Here is a 23480-nt window from a genome sequence, read left to right as displayed (position 1 = left end):
CTTCGTTCGGGCTCCACCCCACTGCCGCGCCGTCGAGCATAGCTTTTTTCCCATGGAGCATGAAGATGTGGTGATCCGGCGCGGCCGCCGTTCCGGAGTGACCCTGGTGATCGCGGCGCACTCCCGGGTACTCGGCCCGGCGGTCGGCGGGGTCCGCCTGCGCCGTTACCCCGACTGGCGTGACGGTCTCGAAGACGCGTTGCGCCTCTCCTCGGCGATGACCGACAAGTGCGCGGTGGCCGGACTTCCGTTCGGTGGCGGAAAGAGCGTGGTCGCGCTGGACGGCGGCACCGAGCTGACCCCGGAGTTGCGCGAGGCCGCGCTCGAAGACCTCGGGGAGCTCATCGCCTCGCTCGACGGGTCCTATCTCGCCGGGCCGGACGTGGGCACCGGGCCCGCCGACATGGTGGTGCTGCGCAGGCATTCACCGCATGTGTTCTGCCTTCCCGAGGAGCAGGGCGGGACGGGCTCGTCGAGCGGTCCCACCGCCGTCGGCGTGCTGGCCGCGCTCCGGGCCGCGGCCCGCCACGTCTTCGGTACCGAGTCGGTCGAGGGACGCCGCGTCGTGCTGAGCGGGCTCGGTTCGGTCGGGTCGCTGGTGGCCGAGGGCCTGACCGGCGCCGAGGTCATCGTGTCCGATGTGGACAGTTCGAAACGGGAGCCGGCCCGGCGGCACGGCTTCGGCTGGATCGAGCCGGACGAGGTACTGAACACCCCGTGCGACATCCTGGTCCCGGCCGCGGTCGGCGGGGTGCTGAGCCCGGAAACCGTGGCCCGGCTGGAGGCTTCCCTCGTCGTCGGCCCGGCGAACAACCAGCTCACCGACGAGTCCGTGGCGGAGCTGCTCGCCGCCAAGGGCATCCTGTGGATCCCCGATTTCGTGGCCAGTGCCGGTGGGGTCGTCTACACGCTGGGCCGGGAGATAGAGAAACTCGGCCACGAGGAGGCGATCGCACGGGTCGAGGCCATTGGCGCCACGGTGGACACGGTGCTGAGCGCGCCGGGAACTCCGCTGGCCGCCGCACGGGCGCTGGCCCGGGAACGGCTCAAGCACGGACGGGGCTGAGTTCGGGGCGTTTGGCCGTCCGGCCGTCTCCCGAGGACCGGCCCCGCACCCGCCGCGCCACCCAGGGCCCGGCGAAGGCACCCAGCCAGCGCAGTTCGGCCGTCACCGCCTGCCACACCGGGCGTGGCGGCAGCGCGGGCAGCGGCCTGGTCCAGCCGTCGTCCGAACCGGGCAGCCCGATCGCGGCGGCCATCGCCGCCGCGATCCGCTCGTGCCCCAGCGGGCTCGCGTGCAGCCGGTCTTCGCTCCACAGGCGGGAATCGGTGAGGACGTCGGCCGAGGAGGCGTCCACCACGGTCACGCCGTGCCGCGCGGACGCGGCGAGGATGCGGGCGTTGAGTTCCCGCACGCGGGCGCCGAGCGGGCGCGCGATCGGCATCATCCGGCCCACGTCGGGGAAGGTCACGGTGATCACGTGTGCACCGGCGCCGGTCAGCGCGGCGAACATCTCGTCCAGGCAGGCGGCCACCGCGGCGGCGTCGAAACCGGGGCGGATGAGGTCGTTCATCCCGGCCATCACGGTGGCCAGGTCGGGCCGGAGCGCCAGTGCCGGTGAGAGTTGTTCCGCCAGCACCTCGGCCGCCCGCCGTCCGCGCACGGCGAGGTTGGCGTATTCGAGGGCCGGGCTCGTCTCGGCGAGCAGTTCGGCGAACCGGTCGGCCCAGCCGCGGTAGCCGCGGGTCTCGTCCCCGTCGCCGAGGCCCTCGGTCTGGCTGTCGCCGAGGGCGACGTAACGGCGGTAGCTCACCGGTTCACTCCTTCCGCCCGGCGACGGCGCCGGTCAGCCCCGCATCGTAGGCCTCGCGGGCTTCGAGCAGTTCGTCCCAGTGCTCCTGCACCCAGCGGTAGACGATCGCGATGGGCCCGAGCAGGCTGCGTCCCAGCGGGGTCAGCTCGTACTCCACCATTGCCTGCCCGGCGTGGCGGATCACGAAACCGGAGCGCTCGAGCGAGCGCAACGACTGGGTCAGCACCTTGGGCGTCACGCGCCACAGCGGAACGCGGAGTTCGGAGAACCGGCGCGGCCCGTCTTCGAGGCATGCGATGACCAGGGGCGCCCATTTGTCGCCGAAGCGCATCGGAAGCAGTGACGACGGGCAGAGCTCGTCGAACATGTCGGCTGGCAGCGGTTTCCTCACCTTTACCACGATAATCGGTTTCCTGGAGGTAACCGGGGTCCGCGCTACCTTCGCCGCATGACGAACATCGTGATTTTCGGAGCCGGGGGCCGGGCAGGCAGGCAGGCGGTACTGGTGGCGCTGCGCCGGGGGCACCGGGTGACGGCGGTGGTGCGGGACCCGGCGAAGTACGAACTTTCCGGCGCCACCGTGGTGGCCGGGGACGTGACCGACGCCGCGCAGGTGGCCGAGCTGGCCGAGGCGCACGACGCGGTGATCTCGGCGGCGGCGGTGTACGGCGAAGGCACCGACCCGGCCGCGTTCTTCACCGACTCCGCCCGCGCGCTCACCGCCGTCCACAAACGACTCATCGTGGTCGGGCTTTCGACGCTCCTGCCCGACGAGTCGGGCCGGTTGCCGGTGGACGCGCCCGGTTTCCCCCCGGAGTTCCGGCCGTTCTGCGACGCACATCGCGCGGGTCTGGAGGTGCTGCGGGCGAGCGACGGCACCGACTGGCTCTACCTCAGCCCCGCGGGCGACTTCGACCACGAAGGCGAGCCGGTGGGCCGGTACCGCGTGGTGGCACACGGCGCGATGGACAGCCGAATCACCTACGCCGACCTCGCCGAGGCGATCCTGGACGAGGTCGAGACCCCGAAGCACCACCGTGAACACCTGGCCGTGGAAGCGGGTTGATCACGTGGTGTTGACCTCTACTTAAGTAGAGGTTTCATCCTGGTCACATGAACGACGAACGCCCCCTCAACCTCGCCGTCATCGTGGGCAGTGTCCGCACCGGACGGTTCGGCCCGGTGGTGGCCGACTGGTTCGCCCGGCAGGCCCGGCCGCGCGCCGACTTCGCCGTCGACGTGCTCGACCTGGCGGAGAACCGGTTGCCCGAGGTGCTCGGCGGCCAGGCGCCACCGGAAGTGGCGGCGGTGACGAAACGTCTCGACACCGCCGACGCCTTCGTGGTGGTCACCCCGGAGTACAACCACAGCTACCCGGCCTCGCTGAAAACCCTCATCGACTGGCATTACACGCAGTGGCAGGCGAAACCGGTCGGATTCGTGTCCTACGGCGGCCTCGCCGGGGGCCTGCGTGCCGTGGAACACCTCCGGCCGGTCTTCGCCGAACTGCATGCGGTCACCGTGCGGGAAACGGTGAGCTTCCACCTCGCCCACGGCCGGTTCGACGACCGGGGCGAGCCGCTCGAACCGGAGGGCTGCGCGGGGGCCGCGAAGGTGTTGCTCGACCAGTTGGCCTGGTGGGGGCGCGCACTGCGCGATGCGCGCCAAGCGCGCCCCTACCGGGCCTGACCGGCTCAGGACACCTTGAGGGCGAGCTCGTCGAGCGAGGCGGCGAAGACCGCCGCGATCTCCCGCAACTGTTCGATGTGGATGGTCAGCGGCGGTGACACGGCGAGTGCGGTGGCCAGCGGGCGCAGCAGCACACCCCGCTGCCGGGCCAGCAGTTGCAGGTCCCCGACCGCCGAGGGAAGCCGCCGGAGCACTTCGGGAGCGAGTTCGACGGCGGCGAGCAGCCCCGTCCCGGAGCGCACCTCGGCGACCAGCGGATGCTCCACCAGCGGTGCCAGTGCGCCGGTGAGCTCGCCCTCCAGCTCCCGTCCACGCTCCAGCAGCCCGTCGCGTTCGAGCAGGTCGAGATTGGCCAGAGCCGCCGCGCAACAGGTGGGGTGGCCGGCGTAAGTGGCCCCGTGACGCAGGTACGTACCGGGCTTCGTCCAGAACGGCTCGGCCACCCGGCCGTGTACCACCACGCCACCGAGCGGCAGGTATCCGCTGGTCACCCCCTTGGCGAAGGTGATCAGATCGGGTTCCAGGCCCCAGCGCTCGACCCCGAACCAGGTGCCGAGCCTGCCGAACCCGCAGATCACCGCGTCGGCGATGAGCAGCACCCCGAACTCGCGGCACACCTGCGCCACCCCGGTCAGGTAGCCCTCGGGCGGGGGCAGCACACCGCCCGCGCCGATCACCGGCTCGACCAGGAAGGCCGCCACGGTCTCCGGGCCGACGCGCAGGATCTCCTGGCGCAGCGCCTCCACCGAGTCGAACGGCACCCGCGAGGAGGACGGCAGCAACTCGCCGAACCCGGTCCGGTTCGCCTCGATGCCCGCGACGCCGGTGCCGATGCCGTTGGTGCCGTGGTAGGAGGAGGACCGGCTGATCACGTGGACGCGGCCGGGTTCGCCCTGCGCCACGTGGTAGCGGCGGGCGATCTTCACGGCGCTGTCGATCGCCTCGCCGCCGCCGGTGGTGAGGAAGACCTTCGCATCGGGTATCGGCGCGAGCGCCGACAGCCGCGCCGCGAGTTCGCGGGCGGGTTCGTTGGCGAAGTCGCCGAAGATCGAGTACCCGGCGAGCCTGCGCAACTGGGCGGCCGCCGCGTCGGCGATCTCCTGGCGGCCGTGCCCCGCGTTGGCATACCAGAGCCCGGCGGTGGCGTCGAGATAGCGGTTGCCGTCGCTGTCGTAGACCCACACGTCCTCGCCCCGGTCGATGACGAACTCGCCGGAGCGCACGGTCGCCATGTCGGCGAACGGATGCCACAGAGCTGTATCCATGCCACCAGCATGGCGCTTTCCCCGCGCCCCCGCACCGGTCAATCGACGCCGGGCAGGCGCACGACCTTGCCCGGGTTGAGGATCCCGAGCGGGTCGAGCGCCCGCTTGACCGCGCGGTGCACGGAAAGGCCCACCTCGCCCAGTTCGGTCTCCAGCCAGGCGCGCTTGAGCATGCCGACCCCATGCTCTCCGGTGATCGTGCCGCCCAGGCGCAGGCCCAGCGCCATGATCGCGTCGAAGGCCGACTGACCCCGGAGGACGGAATCGGGGTCGGAGCCGTCGAACACGACGTTGGGGTGCATGTTCCCGTCCCCGGCGTGCCCGCAGCACGGGATGTCGACGCCGTACTCGGCGGCGATCGCGGCGACCCCGTCGACGAACTCGGCCAGCCGGGACCGGGGCACGCACACGTCGTCGATCAGCCGGTCGCCGAGTTTCTCCAGTGCGATCCCGACCAGGCGCCGGGCCTCGATCAGCAGTTCGCCCTCCGCCGGATCGCTCGCCACCAGCACCTCGGTCGCACCGCACGAGCGCGCCACCTTCGCGAACGCTTCGAGGTCGTCCGCCGCGGCCGCCCCGCGATCCGACTGCACCACGAGCACCGCCTCGACCCCGGGCGGGAACCCGAGATCACGGTAGGCCGACACCGCTTCGACGGTGGGCCGGTCCATGAACTCGAGGATCGACGGGCGGCGCCCGGTGCCCAGGAATTCGCTCACCGTCGTGCACGCGTCACGGGAGGCGGCGAAGAAGGCCAAGGCGGTCAACGGTTTCTCGGCCGAGGGCCGCAGCGCCACGGTCACCTCGGTGACCACGCCGAGCGTGCCCTCCGAACCCACCATCAGCCGGACGAGGTCGTAGCCCGCCACCCCCTTGGCCGTGCGGCGGCCGGTGCGCAGCACCCGCCCGTCGGCCAGCACCACCTCGAGCTCCCGCACGAAATCACTGGTCACCCCGTACTTCACGCAGCAGAGACCGCCGGCGTTCGTGGCGACGTTGCCGCCGATGGTGGACATCTCCCACGAACCGGGGTCCGGCGGATAGAAGAGACCGTGCTCCGCGACCGCGCGGGAGAGCACCGAGTTGATCACGCCGGGTTGCACGGTGGCGGTGTGGTTGTCGAGGTCGACCTCGAGGATGCGGTCCATCCGTTCGAGGGACAACAGGATGGCGCCGTCAACCGCGTTCGCGCCGCCGGACAGGCCGGTGCGGGCGCCCTGAGGCACCACCGGAATGCGGTTCTCGTGCGCGAAGCGCAGCACCCGCGCCACCTCGGCGGTCTCCCTTGGCCTGGCCAGCGCGAGCGGCGTCCCGGCCGTGCAGAACCCGGCCTGGTCGTAGCGGTAGGTCTCGAGGATCGCGGGATCGGTGGTCACGAAGTCGGCGTCGAGCAGCTCCACCCGTTCACCGTACTCAGTGACAAACCTGGACCGGAAAAAGCAGCGCTGCGCGCGGGCCTTCCAGGGGCACCGCGCACAGCGCGAGGAGAGTGGTCCGGTGAGGGCCGCCCGTCAGGCGTTGATCTCCTTACGTGCGGGCTCGCTCTCGATGGCGATCTTGCGCGGCTTGGCGCGCTCGGCGATCGGGATCCGCACGGTCAGCACTCCGGCGTCGTAGGCGGCGTGGATGTGGTCGGCGTCGAGGGTGTCGCCGAGGAACAGCTGGCGGGAGAACACGCCCAGCGGCCGCTCCGAGACCTGCATCTCGACCTCATCGCCGGCGATCGGACGGCGCTCCGCCTTCACGGTCAGCACGTTGCGCTCGACGTCGAGTTCGATCGCCTCCGGGTCCACGCCGGGCAGGTCGAAGGCCACGACGAACTCGTCACCGGAGCGGTAGGCGTCCATCGGCATCGGGTTCGGCCGGGACCAGGTACCCGCCTGGCCGAAAACCTGCTGGGTCAGCCGGTCGAATTCACGGAATGGATCGGTGCGCATCAACATCGAAGACACCTCCTCGTCGCTCACTTGTCTGGTTGTCGACGCGCTGCACCACCGTTATAGCGCGTCATCGTTCCGTTGACAAGTCCGAATGTCGTCGGAAGAATGACGCCGTGGAGGATGTGCGTGCAGCGCTGGAACTGGTGCACTCGGTGCTCACCGAGGCCACCCGGGAAGGCGAAACGGACCCCCGCCGCGTGCTCGCGGCGCTGACCGTGCTGCGCGGATTGCGCGAGGAACTCTCCGGGTGGGAACCGGACCTCATCGCGTCCGCGCGCCGGGAGGGCATCAGCTGGGCGGAGCTCGCCTCGGCGCTGGGCGTGGCGAGCAGGCAGGCCGCCGAACGCCGCTACCTGCGCCTCCGGGGCGCGGCGGCCAGCGAGGTGACCGCCGACGAGCGCGTGCAGGCCACCCGCGACCGGCGCGCGGGCGAGCGCGCGGTGACCCGGTGGGCACGGGAGAACTCGGCCGATCTGCGCAGGCTGGCCGGCCAGGTGAGCGCGGTGCCGGACCTGCCGAAGGCCGAGTCACTCCGGCGGGCACTCGGCGAGGACGACGCCACCGTCCTGATCCAGGCCCTGGCGGCCGTCCGGCTCCACCTGACCCCCACGCATCCGGCGCTGGCGGCCGAGATCGGCACGGTCACCGAGCACGCCGACCGCCTGCGCCGCGAAACCCACGAACGCCGCCAGTCCTCCCGCTCCCCGCACCCCTGACCTGAGCTGGCCTTTGGGCCGGGCCACGCGCATGCGCGGCGATGGTGCCGGGGCGGGTGCTCCTTCCCCAGAAGCACCCACCCCGGGGCTCAGCTCGCCTTCGCCGCCTCCACGGCGGTGTCGGCGGGGTCGGCGGTGTCGGCGGTGTCAGGGTCGTCCGCGGCCTTGGCCGGCTCCTGGGCGCGCGGTTTGGGTACCTCGCGCAACTCGTCCGAGGAAGGTCCGTCGTCTCCGAGCAGCAGTGGAGTGGCCTGGGACAGCAGTTGCTGCGTGACCCGGAGCTCTTCGATGGTGCGCGTGCGGATGGCGTCGAGTGCGTCCGCCTTCCCGGTGGCCTCGGTGACCAGCTTGTTCGCCTTCTCCGTGGCCTCGGTGACCAGCCTGTTCGCCTTCTCCGTGGCCTCGCTGACCAGCTTGTCCGCCTTCTCCGTGGCCTCGCTGACCAGCCTGTCCGCCTTCTCGGTCGCCTCGGTGACCATCCGGTGGGCCTTCCCGGTCGCCTCGGTGACCATCTTTTCGACCTTCTCGCGGGCCTCGCGTTCCTGCTGCTCGATGGCGTTCACGGCGTCCTGGCGCCGGATCGCCATCGCCTCCTCGAAGTCCTTCTCCACCTGCTGGCGGCGGCGCGCGGCCTGCTCGTCGAGTTTGCGCCGCAGCAGGGTGGCCTGGCTGGTCATGGCCTCGACCTCGGCGCGGGTGCGCCGCATGAGCTCCTGGTGCTCGGCGGCGGACTGCTTGCGCCGCGCGTCCACCTCGGCGACGAGCCGTTCGTGGCGTTCACGCAGCTTCTGGGCCGAATGCTCGGCGGCGGCCCAGCTCCGCTCGGCGGCGGCATGGGCCCGCTCGGTGATCTCCCTGGCCTCGTCCTCGGCCAGCTCCACCATGCGCAGCAGCCGCTCGCTCAGCCCGTCCGCCTCGATGGGCGTGCGGCTGATCCGGTCGATCTTCTCCCGCAGCCGGTCGTTCTCGCTGCGGAGTTCCTCCAGTTGGCGCGCGAGATCCTCGGCCCCGGCGGCGGCCGCGTCACGGTCGGCGATCACCATCCGCAGATCCGCCTCCACCCGGCGGACGTACTCCTGGACCTGACGCGTGTCGTACCCGCGCCAGGTCCGGTCGAAGTCCGTGCGCAGCGGAACCAGATCGTCGCGAGTATCCACGCCCGTCATAGCACCTCCTGTAGCTCACCGGCCTGCTCGCGGACGAATCCCCATCCGACAGTCCTTTATGGACAAAGGGGGAAACCTGTTACGACAAGCATCCTCTTCTCGCCGCGTTCCGTCCACCAGCATTGTGCCAATCGCGCGGTTTCGCAGTGTGAACCCCGCCCAACCCTCCGCAGAAGCATCGGGCCACCGAGCCCCGGCGGGCATCACCCCGGTGAGTTGATTGCTCCGTGACCACGGTTTCCCCATACCCCGTGGGGCACCGCGCGGACATCGAAAAATACTGTGACGAGGGCCTGCGGGCTGTCACTCGGGGCGGCCCCGCGGCCGTCTCGCTCAACCGTTCGGCAGAGATCACCGGGAGCGTCGTAAGGGCCCGACGGGGACACCGTAGCCTAGCCGGGTGACCGGGACGGAAAAAGACGACGAAGGACGCCTGATCGCCGGCCGCTATCGACTCCAGCGCCGGATCGGCGGGGGCGCGATGGGCGTGGTGTGGCTGGCGAAGGACGAGTTGCTGGACCGGACCGTTGCCGTGAAACAGCTTCTCCTTTCACCCAATCTCAGTAAGGAGGACGCCGAGCACGCGCGTAAGCGCTCGTCACGGGAGGCCCGGATCGCCGCGCGCCTGCAGCACCGGCACGCCATCACCGTGTTCGACGTGGCCGACGACGACGGCCTCCCCGTGCTGATCATGGAGTACCTGCCCTCGCGGAGCCTGTCGGAGGTACAGTCCGACCGCGGTGCGCTGCCGCCCGCCGAGGTGGCGCGGATCGGCGCGCAGGCCGCGCACGCCCTGGCGGCCGCGCACGACGCGGGGATCGTGCACCGTGACGTCAAGCCCGGAAACATCCTGCTCGGCGACGACGGCATCACCAAGATCACCGACTTCGGCATTTCCAAGGCCACCGACGACGGCACCCTCACCGGCAGCGGCAGTTTCGCCGGCACCCCCGCCTACCTGTCCCCGGAGGCCGCGCGAGGCGAGAAGCCGAGTCCGGCCTCCGACGTGTTCTCCCTCGGCGCCACGCTCTACACCATCGTCGAGGGCCGGTTTCCCTACGGCGAAACCGAAAACCAGATGGCCATGCTGTACGCGGCGGCGGCCGGGCGGTTCAACCCGCCGCAGAAGGCGGGGCCGCTCACCGAACCGCTGAACCGGATGATGCGGCTCGATCCGGCGGAGCGGCCCACCATGGCCGAAGTGGCCGCCGAACTCGAAGAGATCTCACGTTCCGCCCGTGAGCGGAGCAGACCGGTCCTGCTCTACGCCGGGATCGCCGTCGTACTGCTCGTCGCGGCCGTGGTGACGACCGTCCTGGTGCTGAAGCCCTGGGGTGGCAAGGTGAACGACAACGCGGCGAACGGCGCCAGCACGTCCGCGACGGCCTCTTCCGCGCAGCCAGGTCCCGCTCCGGCGGAGAGCGGCGGCAAGAGCGGCAGCCCGAATTCCGGCCCGTCGTCACCGCCCCAGTCGTCGCCGTCCGCGCCGCAGCCGACCGGCGGCACATCGGCCACCGGCGTGGTGGGCGGGGACACCTCCTCGGCGGTCCAGACCGTGACCACCTACTACTCGATCATGCCCGGCAATCCGGACCTGGGCTGGACCATGCTCGGACCAGCCCTCCAGGCACAGGGCAAGGCCGAGTACGCGAATTGGTGGAGCAAGGCGAGCGACCTGAAGGTGGTTACTCCGGCACACGAGATCGGCCAGAACCTCGTCGAAATCGTCTTCGAGTACACCTACAGCGGCGGGCGGTTCAGGGAAATCCACGACCTCGGCATGATCAACCAAGGCGGGCGGTACCTGATCAACACCGACAAGAACGTCGGCAGCCGCCAAATCAGCTGATCCTCGGCCGCTCCGGCGGTCACCAGGTCCTGGCGGCCGCCAGCAGGACCGACCGGACGGCCGCGAGGTGCGGCAGGCCCGTGGTGCCGGTGCGGGCGGCGAGGAAGATCGTGTTGATCGGCGGCACCTCGGGCTCCAGCAGCGCGACGAGCTCACCCTCGGCCAGTGCCCGTGCGCACAGGTACCGGGGCAGCACCGTGATCCCGATCCCGGCCGCCGTCGCGGCGAGCACGCCCCGCAGGTCCGGCACCACGGCGGCGGCCCGGCCGGGCGGCGGCACCCCCAGCACCGAGCGCCAGTAGCGCCGGATGATCGGCAGTTCCTCCGCGTACGCCACCAGCGGCACACCCGCCAGTGCCGCGACCGGATCGACGGAGAGGTCGAGGCCCTCGGCCCAGGAAGGCGCCCCGACGAGCACGAACTCCTCGTCGGCCGGCGGGGTTGCGGTGACGCCGCGCAGCCTCGGCCGGACAGTGGACACCACCAGGTCGAACCGGCCCGCGGCCAACCCGGCCAGCAGGTCGTCGGCCAGCCCGAAGCTCACCCGCAGCTTCAGGCCCCGGCCGCACAGCCCGGCCAGCGCGGGCACCACCCGGAGGCTGGTGAGCTCGGCGGGCCCCGCCAGGTGCACGGGCGTGGCCAGCGGCTCCCGGCCCCGGCGGGAAATCGCGGCGAGCGCGTCGACGTGCTCGGCCATCTCGCGCGCCAGCTCCTCGGCCACGGAGGTCGCGGCCACCCCCCTCGGCCCGCGTTCGAACAGCTGCTGCCCCAGTTCCGCCTCCATCGCCCCGACGTGGGCGGTCACGGTCGGCTGGGACAGACCGAGCGTCTGCGCGGCCGCGGTGAACGATCCACATCGGACCACCGCGAGAAAGGTGCGCATAACGGACAGTTCCACGTGCCGCTTCCGTCCTTCTCGCCCCGTTTGCCGCCCGCCATCGGCGCGCTGATCGAAGATAGTCGAGGAATCTATTGGTCGTGGCGGGTTCGCGAGGGTAGCTGTGAAGGCGTGACAGAGATCGTTCGCGAAAAGATCGAGATCGCGGTGGCGGACGCCGCCTCCCCCACGATGGGCGCCTACCTGGCGCGCCCGGCCGAGCCGGGCGGCCATCCCGGCGTACTCGTCGGCTTCGAGCTGTTCGGGCTGACCTCCTACGTGCGCGACATCGCCGACCGGGTGGCGGCCGAGGGGTACGTCGCCATCGCGCCGGACTTCTATCACCGGACCGCCCCCGGTGTGGAACTGGACAGCACGGAGGAGGGACGGCAACGCGGGTTCACCCTGCTCGACACGGTCACGCGCGAGGGCGCGCTGGCGGATCTCGAGGCCGCACGGAAGGCACTGACCGACCACGGGGCCACGGGAAAGGCCGGGATGATCGGGCTCAGCTTCGGCGGGCATCTGGCGTACTTCGCGGCCACCCGGCTCGACCTGGCCGCGGTGGCGGTGTTCTACGGCGGCTGGCTGACCACCACCGACATCCCGCTCAGCCGCCCGGAGCCGACCGTGACGCTGACCGGGGACATCACCGGCCGGGTGCTCTACCTCGTCGGGGACACCGACCACGCGGTGCCCGCCGAGCACTACAGCGAGATCGAGTCGCACCTGGCCGAAGCCGGGGTGCGCCACGAGGTGGTGGTCTACCCGGACACGCCACACGGGTTCTTCTGCCATGTCCGGGACACCTACCGGGAGGGCCCGGCCGAGGACGCGTGGCGACGCACGCGGGAACTGTTCGCCACCGAACTGCGCTGAGTCTTCGCTTCGGGGCACCCGGCATCGGCCGGGTCAGGCGGGGATCCGGGCGGCTTCGCAGACGAAGGCCACCGGGGCGCGCCCGATCCGGGTGAGCACCAGCGTGGCCTCCACCGGGCCGCGCGGCTTGAGACGCCGGCGCAGGGCGTCCGGATCCACGTCGAGGCCGCGCACGAGGATCTCCAGCCGCCCGATCGCCCGCCGCTTCACCAGCGCCCGCAACGCCTTCTCCTGGTACGGCCCGTGCTCCAGCACGCGGAAGGCACGCACACCGGGCGGCGGCTCGGGGCCGGTCAGATAGGCGATGCGTTCGTCCAGCTGCCACAGGCCGTGCCGGGCGCCGTACTGCTTGACCAGCCCGGCGCGCACCACGGCGCCATCCGGGTCGACGATCCATTCCCCCGGCTCGGCGGCGCCGACATCACCGGGATCGGCGTCGGTGATCGTCCATTCCGTACCGTCGCCGCCGAGCACCGTCGCCCGGCGGGTGGCGGTGGCCAGGCCCGGCGAGTACAGGCACGCCTCCCGCACCTGCCCGTCCAGCGACACGAGCTCCACCTCCGCCGCCCAGGGCGCGACGGCGAAATCCAGTCCGGGGGCGCATTTCACCGCCAGATCGCGCCCCGCGTAGACGCGGGCGAGCTCGTCCAGCGGCGGCACGAAATCCTCCGGCCGCCAGGTCCGCCTGCCCGTCGAGTCCCGGCGCGCGGGGTCTGCGACGATCACCATGCCGCGGCTGACCGGGTGCAGCGCGTCCGCGCGGGCCAGCGCCACTCCCGGGCAGTTGTGGCGCGCCATGGCCAGCCGGACGTCGTCCAGGTCGGACCCGAGGCAGCGCCGGGCCACCTTGGCCAGTTCCGCGGTGTCCGCGCCGATCGAACAGGTCACGTCGTGCACGTCCCGGCCGGCCAGCCGGGCGGCCCGGTGCCGGGCCACCGCCGTCGCGCTGGCCTGCTGGAGGGCATCGGCGGTGTACAGCCAGTTCCGCCCGTCGTCCAGTTTGGACTCCGACTTCCGCCGCAGCAGCACCGTTTCCAGCACCGCCGCCGCGAACCGCTCGCCGGCGATCCGGCGGGCGGCCGCGACGTCGGCGATGCGGCTGCGGTCGGTCAGCGGCAGTCCGGCGCATTCGGCCAGCACCCGTTCGCCCTCCGCCGAGCACAGGAACCCGACGTCGGCGTGGGAGAACGCGTACGCCAACTACGGCCCGGCCGGGGCGTCCGGCTTGCGGCCGGTGATCATCACGTTGTAGAAGAGCTCCCGCGGCAGCACCTTCGACAGCACCTTCTTGTCCAAAGCGGACAGTCGCAGCCACAGGTGGTAGGCGAACAGGCGCCAGCGCACGGTCAGCTTCTCCTGTGGCACGGCCGCCTCGAACGTCCGGATCGGCCAGCCCGCCAGCGCCGCGGCGAACTCCTCGGTGGCAGCCTTGACGCCAACCGCGCCCGCGCCCGCCGCCATCCGCTCCAGCTCGCTGGGGTCGAAGGTGTGGATGTCGACCACGGCCTCCAGCGCGGCGGCGCGGGAGGACTCGTCCAGCTCCTCCTGCGGACGGCGCCACCCGTTGAGCGGCCCGAACTTCGTCACGTTGGTGGTCAGCCACCAGGTGAACTGGCCGAGCTTGCGGGCGTAGAAGTCACCGATCTTGGTGGGTTCGCCCGCGAACACGAACCGTCCGCCGGGCTTGAGCACCCGCAGCACCTCCCGGAACGCCGCCTGCACGTCCGGGATGTGGTGCAGCACCGCGTGCCCGACCACCAGGTCGAAGCTGTTGTCCGGGTACGGGATGCGCTCGGCGTCGGCGACCCGGCCGTCGACGTCCAGGCCCAGCTTCTCCGCGTTGCGCAGCGCCACCTGCACCATGCCCGGCGAAAGGTCGGTGACCGAGCCCTTCTTGATCACCCCGCCCTGCATCAGGTTCAGCAGGAAGAAACCGGTGCCGCTGCCCAGTTCCATCGCCGTCGGGTAGGGCTGGCCCGCCTCGCCCGCGACCGCGTTGAACACGCCGGTGGCGTAGGAGATGCAGCGCTCGTCGTAGGAGATGGACCACTTCTCGTCGTAGGTGCCCGCCTCCCAGTCGTGGTAGAGCACGTTGGCCAGCTTCGGGTCGTCGAAGGCGGCCTTGACCTGCTCGGCGGTGGCGTGGGGATTGGGCGCGGGGTCCGGGGAGGAATTCACCGTTACTTCCCTTCGAAGGTGGCCTTGCCCGGCCCGTTCTCGACGAAGGACCGCATGCCGTTCTTCTGGTCTTCGGTGGCCCACAGCGCGGTGAACAGGTACGTCTCGAGCTTGAGCCCGCTGGCGAGGTCGCCGTCGAGCCCGCCGTCGATGGCGGCCTTCGCGTTGGCCAGCGCCACCGCCGGGCCGTTGACGAACTGCGAGGCCCACTTGAGCGCGACGGTGTAGACGTCGTCGGGCGCGACCAGTTCGTCGACGATGCCCAGGCTCAGCGCCTCCTCGGCCTTGGCGAACCGGCCGGTGAACACGAGGTCCTTGGCCTTGCTCGGGCCGACCAGCCGGGCCAGCCGCTGGGTGCCGCCCGCGCCGGGGATGATGCCGAGCAGGATCTCCGGCTGGCCCACCTTGACGTTGTCCCCGGCGATGCGCCGGTCCGCGGCCATCGCCAGTTCGAGGCCGCCGCCCAGGGCGTAGCCAGTGATCGCGGCGACGGTGGGCTTGGGGATCGCGGCCACCGCGGCCACGGTGTTCTGCAGCGCGGTGCCGAAGGAGCGCATCTCGGCGTAGGAGCGGGCGGCCATCTCCTTGACGTCGGCGCCCCCGCAGAAGGTCTTCTCGCCACCGTAGAGGATCACGGCGCGCACGTCGGCCCGCTCGGTGGCCTCGCGGGCGGCCTCGCCCAGCTCGGCCTGCACCTGGTTGTTGATGGCGTTCACCGGCGGCCGGTCCAGCCGGATCGTGCCGACCCCGCCGTCCACCTCGAGCCGTACGAACTCGCCCACGCTCAGTCCTCCTTAACTGTCACGCTACTGGCTGGTAGCCGACTCTACCGGCGACGGGCGAAGAACCGGTCGCCCGAGCGTTCGAGCACCAGGTCCTGGTCGAAGGTCTTCGACAGGTTCTCCGCGGTCAGCACGTCGTCCAGCAGACCGGACACCACGACACGCCCCTCCCGCACGAGCAACGCGTGCGTGAAACCGGGCGGGATCTCTTCGACATGATGGGTCACCAGCACCATCGCCGGTGCGTCGGGATCCAGCGCGAGCGTGGACAGCCGGGCCACCAGGTCCTCGCGGCCCCCCAGGTCGAGCCCCGCGGCGGGCTCGTCGAGCAGCAGCATCTCCGGGTCCGTCATCAGCGCGCGGGCGATCAGCGCCCGCTTGCGCTCCCCCTCGGACAGCGTGCCGAAGGTGCGCTCGGCCAGGTGCGCGATGCCCATCGCACCGAGCAGCTCCATCGCGCGGTCGGTGTCGAGCCGGTCGTAGGCCTCCCGCCAGCGGCCGACCACGGCGTACCCGGCGCTGACCACCACGTCACGCACCAGCTCGTCACCGGGCACGCGCGCGGCCAGCGCGGCGGAGGTGAAGCCGATGCGGGGGCGCAGGTCGAAGATGCTGACCTTGCCCATGCGCTCGCCCAGCAGGTCCACCGTGCCCACCGTGGGGAACAACTCCGCGGCGGCCAGCCTCAGCAGGGTCGTCTTGCCCGCGCCGTTGGGGCCGAGCACCACCCAGCGCTCGTCCAGCTCGACGGTCCAGTCGACGCCGGCGAGAAGATCGCTGCGCCCGCGGCGGACTCCCACACCGGACAGGCGCACCACGAGGTCGTCAAGGTTGTTCGGCTCGCTCACGGCCCCCATTGTTCCCATCGGCGGCCGGGCACGGGGAGCCGCCCCCGGTACCAGTGGCTGAGACATCGCCCACCTCACCCCCGGATCGTGGCAGCATCCATCCCGTGGTCACCTCGGCGTTCCCGCGACCCGCGAGCGCGGGCCGGTTCTGGCGCGACCGCACCGTGGATCTGCTCCTGGTCGCCTCGGCGGGCAGTATCGGGGCGTGACGCGGCACACACCCGTCACGCACCCGGCCCACTAGTCGCGACCTCACGGAGCCCGCGTTGACCCGTTGCATCCTGGATTTCGAAAGCCATCCGCGTCTCGCCGGAGGGCTGACCGCCGACCTGCTGCACCCGGAACGGCTGCGCTGGACGCCCGGCCAGCTCGCCGAGCTGACCCGCCGGGTGGCCGAGGAGTTGCCCGGCCCGCTGGAGGGCATCCTGCGGTTCGACGCCGAGCGGCGGTGGTGGGCGCGGCTCGCCCTCACCGACGGCGTCGAGCTGTGGCTGCTTTCGTGGCTGCCCGGCCAGCACACCCCGCCCCACGACCACGGCGGCGCGGCCGGCGCGTTCACCGTGCTTCAGGGCAGGCTGACCGAGACCTACCGCTCCCCCGGCCGTCCTCTGCGCACCCGGGTGCACGAGGCCGGAGCGGGCATCGGCTTCGGGCTCGCGCGAACGCACCAGTTGACCGCGGGTCGGGCACCCTCGGCCAGCGTGCACGCCTACTCGCCGCCGCTGCTGCCCATGCGCGAGTACCCGTCGTTCGCGGACGCGCCCGCCGAACCACCGGCGGCACCGCCAGAGCTGGTGCGATGACGGTCGAAGAGCTGCTCGCAGCGGCCCGGTCCAGCTTGGACCGCGTCGGCCCCGCCGAAGCACAGGCGATGCAGGCGGCGGGGGCACTGGTGGTGGACATCCGTCCCGAGCGCTTTCGCGCCGAGGAGGGCGAGATCCCCGGGTCTCTGCCGATCGAGCGCATCCACCTCGAATGGCGGCTCGACCCGGCCGGTGCGCACCGCATCCCCCAGGTGCGGGCCGACCGGCCGGTGATCGTGGTCTGCAACGAGGGCTATGCCTCCAGCCTCGCCGCCGCCGACCTGAAACGGCTGGGCCTGCCACTGGCGACCGACCTGGCCGGCGGGTTCCGGGCCTGGCGGGCCGCCGGCCTGCCGGTCCGCCCCGGCCCCACCCCCGCGATCCCGTAGCCGGTCGGAGCGGGGGACGTTTGCTGCGAATGATTCGCAGCAAACGTCCCCCGCTCTCCGAAAACCGCCGGGTTCAGGCGTGCACGACCCGGGCCAGTTCGGCCGGGGAGGCCAGCATCGGGTGGTGCGGGAGCACGCGCACGGTGTAGCCGAGCGAACCCGCGTGCGGCAGGCGCAACAGGGCGGAAAACTCGGTGAACACGCCAGGGCCGTCCGGCTCCGGGACGCTACGGACGGCCATCGGCACCGCGACCGGCTCGTGCAGGTCGTCGGTGTCGCCGACCCGGCCGACCACCGCCTGGACCTCCACTTCGGACGGAGCGAGCCCGGCGAGGTCCACCCTGGCCCTGACGCGGACCTCGCTGCCGACCTCCAGCGTCTCGTTCGGCTCGACGGTCAGCTCGGTGTCGACCACCTTCACCCGGTTCCACACCGTGTCGATCCGGGTCCGGTACCGGTTCAGCGACTTCGCGCCCTCGTAGCCGTCGCGGGCGGCGGCGGCCACCGCGACGGCGGCGGGCTGGTAGCACGACTCCACGTACTCACGGACCATCCGCGAGGCCTGCACCCGGGGGCCGAGCGTGTCGAGCGTGTGCCACACCATCGACATCCAGCCCTTCGGCACCCCGTTGCCGTCACGCTTGTAGAACAGCGGCGCCACCTGCTGCCCGAGCAGGTCGTACAGCGCCGCGGCCTCCAGTTCGTCGCGCCGCAGGGGATCCCGGATGCCGTCGGCGGTCGGGATGGCCCAGCCGTTGCTGCCGTCGTAGCACTCGTCCCACCAACCGTCCCGGATGGACAGGTTGAGTCCGCCGTTGAGCGCCGACTTCATGCCCGAAGTGCCGCACGCCTCCAGCGGCCGCGTCGGGTTGTTCAGCCACACGTCGCAGCCGCGGTAGAGGTAGCGCGCCATCGACATGTCGTAGTCGGGCAGGAAGACCAGGCGCCGCCGGATCTCGGGATCGTCGGCGAACCGGACGATCTGCTGGATCAGCTGCTTTCCGCCCTCGTCGGCGGGGTGGGACTTGCCCGCCACCACCACCTGGATCGGCCGTTCCTCGTCCAGCAGCAGCTCGCGCAACCGCTCGGGATCGCGCAGCATCAGTGTGAGGCGCTTGTAGGTGGGCACCCGGCGGGCGAACCCGACGGTCAGCACGTCGGGGTCGAACACGCTGTTGACCCACCCCAGTTCCAGCGCCGAGGCGCCGCGCTGCAGCCACGAGTCCCGCACCCGGCGCCGCACCTCGGCGACCAGCTTCTGCCGCAGGTCCCGCCGCAGCGCCCACAGCTCCTCGTCGCTGACCCCCTGGCGGCTGGGCAGGTGGGCCGGGTCGAAGTCCGGGCCCCACCCGTCCTCCTCCCGCTGCTTGCCGCCCAGGAGCGCGGTGAGTTCCCGCGCCACCCAGGTCGGGCCGTGCACCCCGTTGGTCACCGAGGTGATCGGCACCTCGTCGGAGTCGAAACCGGGCCACAGGCGCCCGAACATGCGTCGCGTGACGCGCCCGTGCAGCGCGGACACCCCGTTCGCGCGCTGCGCGAGCCGCAGTCCCATGTGGGCCATGTTGAACATGCCCGGGTTGTCCTCCGCGCCGAGCGCGAGGATGCGCCGCGTCGGCAGCCCCGGCACCAGACGGCCGTCGCCGAAGTAGTGCTGCACCAGGTCCACCGGGAACCGGTCGATCCCGGCCGCGACGGGCGTGTGCGTGGTGAAGACCGTGCCGGCCCGCACCGCGGACAGCGCCTCGTCGAATTCGAGCGCGCGCTCTTCGATGATCTCGCGAGCCCGTTCCAGGCCGAGGAAGCCCGCGTGCCCCTCGTTGGTGTGGAACACCTCGGGCTGCGGGTGCCCGGTCAGCTCGCAGTAGCGCCGCACCGCCCGCATGCCGCCGATCCCGGCCAGGATCTCCTGGCGGATGCGGTGGTCGGCATCGCCGCCGTAGAGCCGGTCGGTGACCCGGCGCAGGTCCTCGTCGTTGACCTCCACGTCGGTGTCGAGCAGCAGCAGCGGCACCCGGCCCACCTTGGCCTGCCACACCTGCGCGTAGAGGTCCCGCCCACCGGGCATCGCCACGTGCACCAGCACCGGCTCCCCGGCGTCGGTGAGCAGTCGCAGCGGCAGCGCGCTCGGGTCGATCACCGGGTAGTGCTCGATCTGCCAGCCGTCCAGGGACAGCGCCTGCCGGAAGTAGCCCGACCGGTAGAGCGGCCCCACGCCGATCATCGGCACGCCGAGGTCGGAGGCGGCCTTGAGGTGGTCGCCCGCCAGCACGCCGAGCCCGCCCGAGTAGTTCGGCAGCGCCTCGTGCACCCCGAACTCCATGCAGAAGTAGGCCACCGCACTCGGCGCGCCGGGCCCGCGCTGCCGCTGGTACCAGCGATCCTCGGTGAGGTAGTGCCGGAGGTCGTCGGTGGCCGCGCGCGCCCGTGACAGGAAGTCCTCGTCCGCGGCCAGTTCGGCGAGCCGGGCCTGCGGCACCGCGAGCAGCATCCGCAGCGGATCGCGCACCCGGCGGAACAGTTCGTCGTCCATCGAAGCGAACAGGTCCCGCGTGGGCGGATGCCACGTCCACCGCAGGTTCGTCGCCAGCTCACGAAGGCCGGCGAGCGACGGCGGAAGGCTCGCGCGAACGGTGAACCGGCGAATTGCTCTCATAGCTACTGACGATATCGGTATGGTGCGCGTGTCTGTAGGTGATCAGGGAACGGTGAACATGCGTACAGGGGGATCGCGGCGGCCAGTGGCCGCCGTCATCGCGGGAGTGCTGGCACTCGGCCTGGTGGCCTGCGGCGGCAAGAGTCCGGGCGGCACCGGAGGGAGCACCTCGCCAGGCTCGGTGGACGGGCTGCCGGTGACCCATTTCAGCAGCGGGCTCAAGACCGACGCACCGAAACCACAGCTCCAGGTGCGCAACGTCGCCGACGACGACGCCGACCGCGTGGCCACGGCCACCATCGCCGACGTCGAGGCCTACTGGTCGCAGCAGCTGCCCGCCGACTTCGGGATGCAGTTCCAGCCGGTGAAGACGCTGCTGTCCTACGACTCCAACGGCCCGAACCAGCACAGCGGCTGCGGGGACACCAAAAAACTCGTCAACGCCTTCTACTGCGGCAAGGACGACTCCGTCTCCTGGGACCGCGGGGTGCTGCTGCCCGCGATGATCGACCAGTTCGGCCAGCTGTCCGTGGTCACCGTGCTGGCGCACGAGTTCGGGCACGCCGTGCAGTTCCGGCTCATGGACAAGGCGGGCATCACCCGCGACACCCCGACGATCGTGACCGAGCAGCAGGCCGACTGCTTCGCGGGCGGCTACTTCCGCTGGGTGGCCGAAGGCAAGAGCAAGTACTTCAACGTCTCCACTTCGGAGGGTCTCAACGCGGCGCTGTCGTCGCTGTTCCTGGTGCGCGACACCGCGGGTGACTCGGCGCTGGGCGAGCAGTCGCACGGCACCGCGTTCGACCGGCTCTTCGCCTTCCAGGCCGGTTTCGAGAAGGGCCCGAAGGAGTGCGCGGGCTTCCGGCTGGAGAACATCAAGCCCCGCCTGACCGAGCGCCCCTTCGACAAGGACGACAAGAAGAAGAACGCCAACGCGGGCGACATGACGATCGACAAGGACGCCATCGGCTACCTGCAGAAGAGCCTGGACTCGGCGTTCCAGCCCGCCGGGGTGGCCGGGCCGAAGATCGTGGCACAGGGCGGCAGCTGCCAGGGCGGTCCCGCCACCCCGCCTGCTTCCTACTGCCCGAGCTCCAACACGGTCACCGTGGACCTGTCGGCGCTGGCCGCCCTCGGCAGGCCGGTGGACCAGCAGGGTGAGTTCAGCGGGCAGTCCAAGGGCGGGCACGGTGACTTCGCCGCCTTCTCCGAAATCGCGTCCCGCTACGCCCTGGGCATCCAGAAGGGCAAGGGCGCCTCGATCGACAACCCCAACGCGGGCCTGCGCACCGCCTGCCTCGTGGGCGCCTGGGCCGCGGTGACCGCCACGACCACGGAGCAGGGGGCGATGCGGTTGTCGGCGGGCGACCTCGACGAGGCGATCTCCGACCTGCTCCGACCGGACAGCCTGGTCGCCTCCGACGTCAACGGCAAGCGCGTGGACGCCGGGTTCAGCCGGGTCGAAGCCATGCGTGTGGGCTACCTGCAGGGCTCGTCGCCCTGCAGCAAGCAGTACGGCTGAGGCGGAGCCGTGAAGGGCCCCTTCACGGTCGATTCGACCGTGAAGGGGCCCTTCACGGCCACCGGCCACAACCGGTGGCCGTGGCTCTCAGAACAGGGCGCTGGCGAGGTTTCGCCGGGCCTTCGCGACCCGCTCGTCGGCCGGGTCGAACAGCTCGAACAGACTCACCAGGTGTTCACGGACGCGGTTGCGATCCTCGCCCGCCGTGCGGCGCACCGCACCGATGAGCCTGCCGAACGCGTCCTCGACGCGGTTCTGGGCCATCTCGTAGTCGGCGGCGGCGAGCTGCGCGTCCAGATCGTCCGGAGCCGCCTCGGCCCGCTGCACGGCGGTGGGGTCGGCCTTGGTGGCCCTGGCCGCGAAGCGCACCTGCACCAGCGCGGCCTTGGCCAGCTCGTTGCCGGGCTCGGCGGCCAGGATGCGCTCGTAGGCCGCCTCCGCCGCGGCGAAGTCACCCCGCTCGAAGGCATCCTCGGCCTCGGTGAACCGCGGGTCCTCCGGCTCCTCGACCGGCGCACCGGCCTGCGCGTCCCTGATCCCGGGCAACCTGTCCTTCAGCGCGTCGAGCAGCGCACCGAGCCACCGCTTGATCTCCGGCTCGGGCAGCGCGCCGGCGAAGGCGTCGACCGGCTGGCCGCCCGCGATCGCGACCACGGTGGGGATGGACTGGGCTCCGAACAGCTGCGCGAGGCGCGGGTTGGCGTCGACGTCCACCTTGGCCAGCACCCAGGCGCCACCGGACTGCGCCGCGAGGCGCTCCAGCACCGGGCTGAGCTGCTTGCATGGCCCGCACCATTCGGCCCACAGGTCCACCACGACGAGCTGGTGCAGGGACCGTTCGACGACGTCGGTCTGGAAGGTGGCCTCGGTGACGTCGAGCACGGCGCCGTCCGCGCCGCCCCCGGCGGCCGGACCCGGCTCGGCGCCCTGGGAGGAGGGCCGCTGCTGCTGACGCGCGGCCGCTTCCGCGCGTGCCTTCAGCGCCGACAGGTCGACCGCGCCCGACAGCGCGGCCGACAGGGCTGCTGAGTTCGCTGCTGATCCGCGTGGATATGTCACGGCACCATCCTGGCACGGGCGCCGCGGTGTTTCACTGCCCGTCCCGCGGCTGCTCGCCCGTGCGGGCCAATGCCTGCTCGACCCGCTCCACCTTCGCGGTCAGCTGACCCTGGTAACCAGGGCGGATGTCGGCCTTGAGCACCAGCGACACCCGCGCCGCGCCCTCCCCCGCGGCCTCCACGGCACGCTTGACGACGTCCATCACCTCGTCCCACTCGCCCTCGACGTTGGTGAACATCGCATTGGTCGAGTTCGGCAGCCCGGAATCCCGCACCACCCTGACGGCACGGGCGACCGCCTCGCTCACCCCGCCGTCCGGATCGCCACCGGCCGGGCTGACACTGAATGCGACAAGCATCGCCGCTCCCTTTCGAGTTGAGCCACGAGTTTCGGCACTACCCTGCCCAGTCTGCCGAAAACCCGCTGGTAGCTTCCCAGGACATGAACCGCCCCTTACCGTTCGATCCGATCGCCCGCGCCGCCCAGCTGTGGGAGGAACGGATCGGCCCTTCGGGCACGATGGCCGCGGTGACAGGGCTGATGCGTGTCCAGCAGATCATCCAGTCCGCGGTGGACACCGCGCTGAAACCGCACGGGCTGACCTTCGCCCGCTACGAGGCGCTGGTGCTGCTGTCGTTCTCGCGGCGCGCCAGCCTGCCGATGCGGGTGATGGGCGAGCGCCTGCAGCTGCACCCGACCAGCGTCACCAACATCGTGGACCGGCTCGAGCGCGACGGCCTGGTGAAACGTGTGCCGCATCCGACGGACCGGCGCACCACGCTCGTCGAGATCACCGAGGAGGGGCGCGCGCGGCACGCCGAGGCGACGAAGGCGGTCACCACGATCGATTTCGGACTGGTGGGCCTCACCCCGAACCAGACCGTTCAGCTGACCGACCTGCTCACCAGGATCCGCAAGGCCACCGGCGACTTCGTCGAATAACCAGTCGCGTCGGGTGACCGTGAAGGGTCCCTAATGGGGTGTGTTCGGGCTGGTTTGGCAGGCTCGGATGTGGTGGCTGCTGGTGGGTGAGCACTTGTGGGTCCCGGGT

24 protein-coding genes are annotated in these 23480 nt (G+C 71.3%); 10 read left to right on the top strand and 14 right to left on the bottom strand.

The features are described 5' to 3' along the window. Positions 1-52 precede the first annotated feature (52 nt). Entirely contained in the window at positions 53-1066 is a 1014-nt protein-coding gene (locus ORV05_RS03990; protein WP_268757094.1) for a Glu/Leu/Phe/Val dehydrogenase dimerization domain-containing protein, read from the top strand. Here the strand turns inward: ORV05_RS03990 and ORV05_RS03985 are convergent. Both ORV05_RS03985 and ORV05_RS03980 read right to left on the bottom strand, forming a co-directional pair. Next, positions 1047-1814, bottom strand: coding sequence for an SGNH/GDSL hydrolase family protein (locus tag ORV05_RS03985; RefSeq protein ID WP_268757093.1), 768 nt, complete (start codon positions 1812-1814; stop codon positions 1047-1049). The genes ORV05_RS03990 and ORV05_RS03985 overlap by 20 nt on opposite strands. A 4-nt stretch (positions 1815-1818) precedes the next feature. Further along, positions 1819-2205 (bottom strand): winged helix-turn-helix transcriptional regulator, encoded by a 387-nt coding sequence (locus ORV05_RS03980; RefSeq protein WP_268757092.1) that lies wholly within the window; start codon positions 2203-2205, stop codon positions 1819-1821. 57 nt (positions 2206-2262) lie between these two features. Here ORV05_RS03980 and ORV05_RS03975 point away from each other — a divergent pair, with 57 nt between their 5' ends. Both ORV05_RS03975 and ORV05_RS03970 read left to right on the top strand, forming a co-directional pair. Beyond that, complete coding sequence (locus ORV05_RS03975) at positions 2263-2880, top strand: NAD(P)-dependent oxidoreductase (RefSeq protein WP_268757091.1); 618 nt, start codon at positions 2263-2265, stop codon at positions 2878-2880. A gap of 47 nt (positions 2881-2927) precedes the next feature. Beyond that, positions 2928-3503, top strand: a complete 576-nt coding sequence (locus tag ORV05_RS03970) for an NADPH-dependent FMN reductase (RefSeq protein WP_268757090.1) — start codon at positions 2928-2930, stop codon at positions 3501-3503. A gap of 5 nt (positions 3504-3508) precedes the next feature. On the opposite strand, the gene ORV05_RS03965 is transcribed toward ORV05_RS03970, so the two are convergent. From ORV05_RS03965 to ORV05_RS03955, 3 genes are all read right to left on the bottom strand, one after another. Continuing rightward, positions 3509-4768: an aminotransferase family protein gene (locus ORV05_RS03965; RefSeq protein WP_268757089.1), complete on the bottom strand. Its 1260-nt coding sequence runs from the start codon at positions 4766-4768 to the stop codon at positions 3509-3511. Positions 4769-4806: 38 nt separating this feature from the next. Then, positions 4807-6168: an FAD-binding oxidoreductase gene (locus ORV05_RS03960; protein WP_268757088.1), complete on the bottom strand. Its 1362-nt coding sequence runs from the start codon at positions 6166-6168 to the stop codon at positions 4807-4809. 111 nt (positions 6169-6279) lie between these two features. Beyond that, positions 6280-6711 (bottom strand): Hsp20/alpha crystallin family protein, encoded by a 432-nt coding sequence (locus ORV05_RS03955; protein ID WP_268757087.1) that lies wholly within the window; start codon positions 6709-6711, stop codon positions 6280-6282. Between the two features lie 110 nt (positions 6712-6821). On the opposite strand from ORV05_RS03955, the gene ORV05_RS03950 reads away from it, so the two are divergent. Next, positions 6822-7424, top strand: coding sequence for a hypothetical protein (locus ORV05_RS03950; RefSeq protein ID WP_268757086.1), 603 nt, complete (start codon positions 6822-6824; stop codon positions 7422-7424). Positions 7425-7513: 89 nt separating this feature from the next. Here the strand turns inward: ORV05_RS03950 and ORV05_RS03945 are convergent, their stop codons facing one another. Then, positions 7514-8590: a DivIVA domain-containing protein gene (locus tag ORV05_RS03945; protein WP_268757085.1), complete on the bottom strand. Its 1077-nt coding sequence runs from the start codon at positions 8588-8590 to the stop codon at positions 7514-7516. A 400-nt stretch (positions 8591-8990) separates the two neighbouring features. Between ORV05_RS03945 and ORV05_RS03940 the strand changes: the two genes are divergently transcribed. Next, positions 8991-10439: a serine/threonine-protein kinase gene (locus ORV05_RS03940; RefSeq protein WP_268757084.1), complete on the top strand. Its 1449-nt coding sequence runs from the start codon at positions 8991-8993 to the stop codon at positions 10437-10439. Between the two features lie 19 nt (positions 10440-10458). Here ORV05_RS03940 and ORV05_RS03935 read toward each other — a convergent pair whose 3' ends face one another. After that, the gene (locus tag ORV05_RS03935) at positions 10459-11337 is read right to left on the bottom strand and encodes a LysR family transcriptional regulator (RefSeq protein WP_268757083.1); all 879 of its coding nucleotides are present in this window, start codon (positions 11335-11337) and stop codon (positions 10459-10461) included. Positions 11338-11448: 111 nt separating this feature from the next. On the opposite strand from ORV05_RS03935, the gene ORV05_RS03930 reads away from it, so the two are divergent. Next, positions 11449-12195, top strand: a complete 747-nt coding sequence (locus ORV05_RS03930; protein ID WP_268757082.1) for a dienelactone hydrolase family protein — start codon at positions 11449-11451, stop codon at positions 12193-12195. 33 nt (positions 12196-12228) lie between these two features. On the opposite strand, the gene ORV05_RS03925 is transcribed toward ORV05_RS03930, so the two are convergent. Genes ORV05_RS03925 through ORV05_RS03910 form a run of 4 tightly spaced genes read right to left on the bottom strand, consistent with a single transcriptional unit; the run spans position 12229 to position 16012 of the window. After that, complete coding sequence (locus ORV05_RS03925; RefSeq protein WP_268757081.1) at positions 12229-13395, bottom strand: class I SAM-dependent methyltransferase; 1167 nt, start codon at positions 13393-13395, stop codon at positions 12229-12231. Further along, positions 13396-14373 (bottom strand): class I SAM-dependent methyltransferase, encoded by a 978-nt coding sequence (locus tag ORV05_RS03920; RefSeq protein ID WP_268757080.1) that lies wholly within the window; start codon positions 14371-14373, stop codon positions 13396-13398. Positions 14374-14375: 2 nt separating this feature from the next. Continuing rightward, complete coding sequence (locus ORV05_RS03915) at positions 14376-15155, bottom strand: enoyl-CoA hydratase/isomerase family protein (protein ID WP_268757079.1); 780 nt, start codon at positions 15153-15155, stop codon at positions 14376-14378. A 44-nt stretch (positions 15156-15199) separates the two neighbouring features. Further along, positions 15200-16012, bottom strand: coding sequence for an ABC transporter ATP-binding protein (locus ORV05_RS03910; RefSeq protein ID WP_268759688.1), 813 nt, complete (start codon positions 16010-16012; stop codon positions 15200-15202). 257 nt (positions 16013-16269) lie between these two features. Between ORV05_RS03910 and ORV05_RS03905 the strand changes: the two genes are divergently transcribed. After that, a complete protein-coding gene (locus ORV05_RS03905) occupies positions 16270-16806 on the top strand; it encodes a cysteine dioxygenase (RefSeq protein ID WP_268757078.1) in 537 nt (178 codons plus the stop codon). Beyond that, on the top strand, positions 16803-17195 hold the full coding sequence (locus tag ORV05_RS03900) for a rhodanese-like domain-containing protein (protein ID WP_268757077.1): 393 nt from the start codon (positions 16803-16805) through the stop codon (positions 17193-17195). The genes ORV05_RS03905 and ORV05_RS03900 overlap by 4 nt, the downstream gene beginning before the upstream one ends. Positions 17196-17268: 73 nt before the next feature. Here the strand turns inward: ORV05_RS03900 and glgP are convergent, their stop codons facing one another. After that, positions 17269-19848 carry an alpha-glucan family phosphorylase gene (gene glgP / locus ORV05_RS03895; protein ID WP_268757076.1) on the bottom strand — a complete coding sequence of 860 codons (2580 nt, stop codon included), beginning with the start codon at positions 19846-19848 and terminating at the stop codon, positions 17269-17271. A 58-nt stretch (positions 19849-19906) separates the two neighbouring features. Here glgP and ORV05_RS03890 point away from each other — a divergent pair, with 58 nt between their 5' ends. After that, positions 19907-21370 (top strand): neutral zinc metallopeptidase, encoded by a 1464-nt coding sequence (locus tag ORV05_RS03890; RefSeq protein ID WP_268757075.1) that lies wholly within the window; start codon positions 19907-19909, stop codon positions 21368-21370. A gap of 87 nt (positions 21371-21457) precedes the next feature. Here the strand turns inward: ORV05_RS03890 and ORV05_RS03885 are convergent, their stop codons facing one another. Both ORV05_RS03885 and ORV05_RS03880 read right to left on the bottom strand, forming a co-directional pair. Further along, positions 21458-22429: a tetratricopeptide repeat protein gene (locus ORV05_RS03885; protein WP_268757074.1), complete on the bottom strand. Its 972-nt coding sequence runs from the start codon at positions 22427-22429 to the stop codon at positions 21458-21460. A 31-nt stretch (positions 22430-22460) separates the two neighbouring features. Next, on the bottom strand, positions 22461-22787 hold the full coding sequence (locus ORV05_RS03880; protein ID WP_268757072.1) for a thiamine-binding protein: 327 nt from the start codon (positions 22785-22787) through the stop codon (positions 22461-22463). 83 nt (positions 22788-22870) lie between these two features. On the opposite strand from ORV05_RS03880, the gene ORV05_RS03875 reads away from it, so the two are divergent. Then, the gene (locus ORV05_RS03875; protein ID WP_268757071.1) at positions 22871-23371 is read left to right on the top strand and encodes a MarR family winged helix-turn-helix transcriptional regulator; all 501 of its coding nucleotides are present in this window, start codon (positions 22871-22873) and stop codon (positions 23369-23371) included. The last annotated feature ends 109 nt before the right edge of the window (positions 23372-23480 follow it).

Origin of the sequence: Amycolatopsis cynarae (assembly GCF_026802195.1) — a bacterium.
GTDB classification, from domain to species: Bacteria; Actinomycetota; Actinomycetes; order Mycobacteriales; family Pseudonocardiaceae; genus Amycolatopsis_E; species Amycolatopsis_E rhizosphaerae.
This window is presented reverse-complemented; position numbering and strand designations above follow the sequence as displayed.

Excerpts from the sequence above, each read along its gene's own strand:
- ORV05_RS03910 (WP_268759688.1), bottom strand. The coding sequence starts at position 16,012 with ATGGGGGCCGTGAGCGAGCCGAACAACCTTGACGACCTCGTGGTGCGC.
- ORV05_RS03965 (WP_268757089.1), bottom strand. The coding sequence starts at position 4,768 with ATGGATACAGCTCTGTGGCATCCGTTCGCCGACATGGCGACCGTGCGC.
- ORV05_RS03945 (WP_268757085.1), bottom strand. The coding sequence starts at position 8,590 with ATGACGGGCGTGGATACTCGCGACGATCTGGTTCCGCTGCGCACGGAC.
- ORV05_RS03880 (WP_268757072.1), bottom strand. The coding sequence starts at position 22,787 with ATGCTTGTCGCATTCAGTGTCAGCCCGGCCGGTGGCGATCCGGACGGC.
- ORV05_RS03970 (WP_268757090.1), top strand. The coding sequence starts at position 2,928 with ATGAACGACGAACGCCCCCTCAACCTCGCCGTCATCGTGGGCAGTGTC.
- ORV05_RS03975 (WP_268757091.1), top strand. The coding sequence starts at position 2,263 with ATGACGAACATCGTGATTTTCGGAGCCGGGGGCCGGGCAGGCAGGCAG.
- ORV05_RS03875 (WP_268757071.1), top strand. The coding sequence starts at position 22,871 with ATGAACCGCCCCTTACCGTTCGATCCGATCGCCCGCGCCGCCCAGCTG.
- ORV05_RS03900 (WP_268757077.1), top strand. The coding sequence starts at position 16,803 with ATGACGGTCGAAGAGCTGCTCGCAGCGGCCCGGTCCAGCTTGGACCGC.
- glgP (WP_268757076.1), bottom strand. The coding sequence starts at position 19,848 with ATGAGAGCAATTCGCCGGTTCACCGTTCGCGCGAGCCTTCCGCCGTCG.
- ORV05_RS03890 (WP_268757075.1), top strand. The coding sequence starts at position 19,907 with ATGCGTACAGGGGGATCGCGGCGGCCAGTGGCCGCCGTCATCGCGGGA.
- ORV05_RS03990 (WP_268757094.1), top strand. The coding sequence starts at position 53 with ATGGAGCATGAAGATGTGGTGATCCGGCGCGGCCGCCGTTCCGGAGTG.
- ORV05_RS03955 (WP_268757087.1), bottom strand. The coding sequence starts at position 6,711 with ATGTTGATGCGCACCGATCCATTCCGTGAATTCGACCGGCTGACCCAG.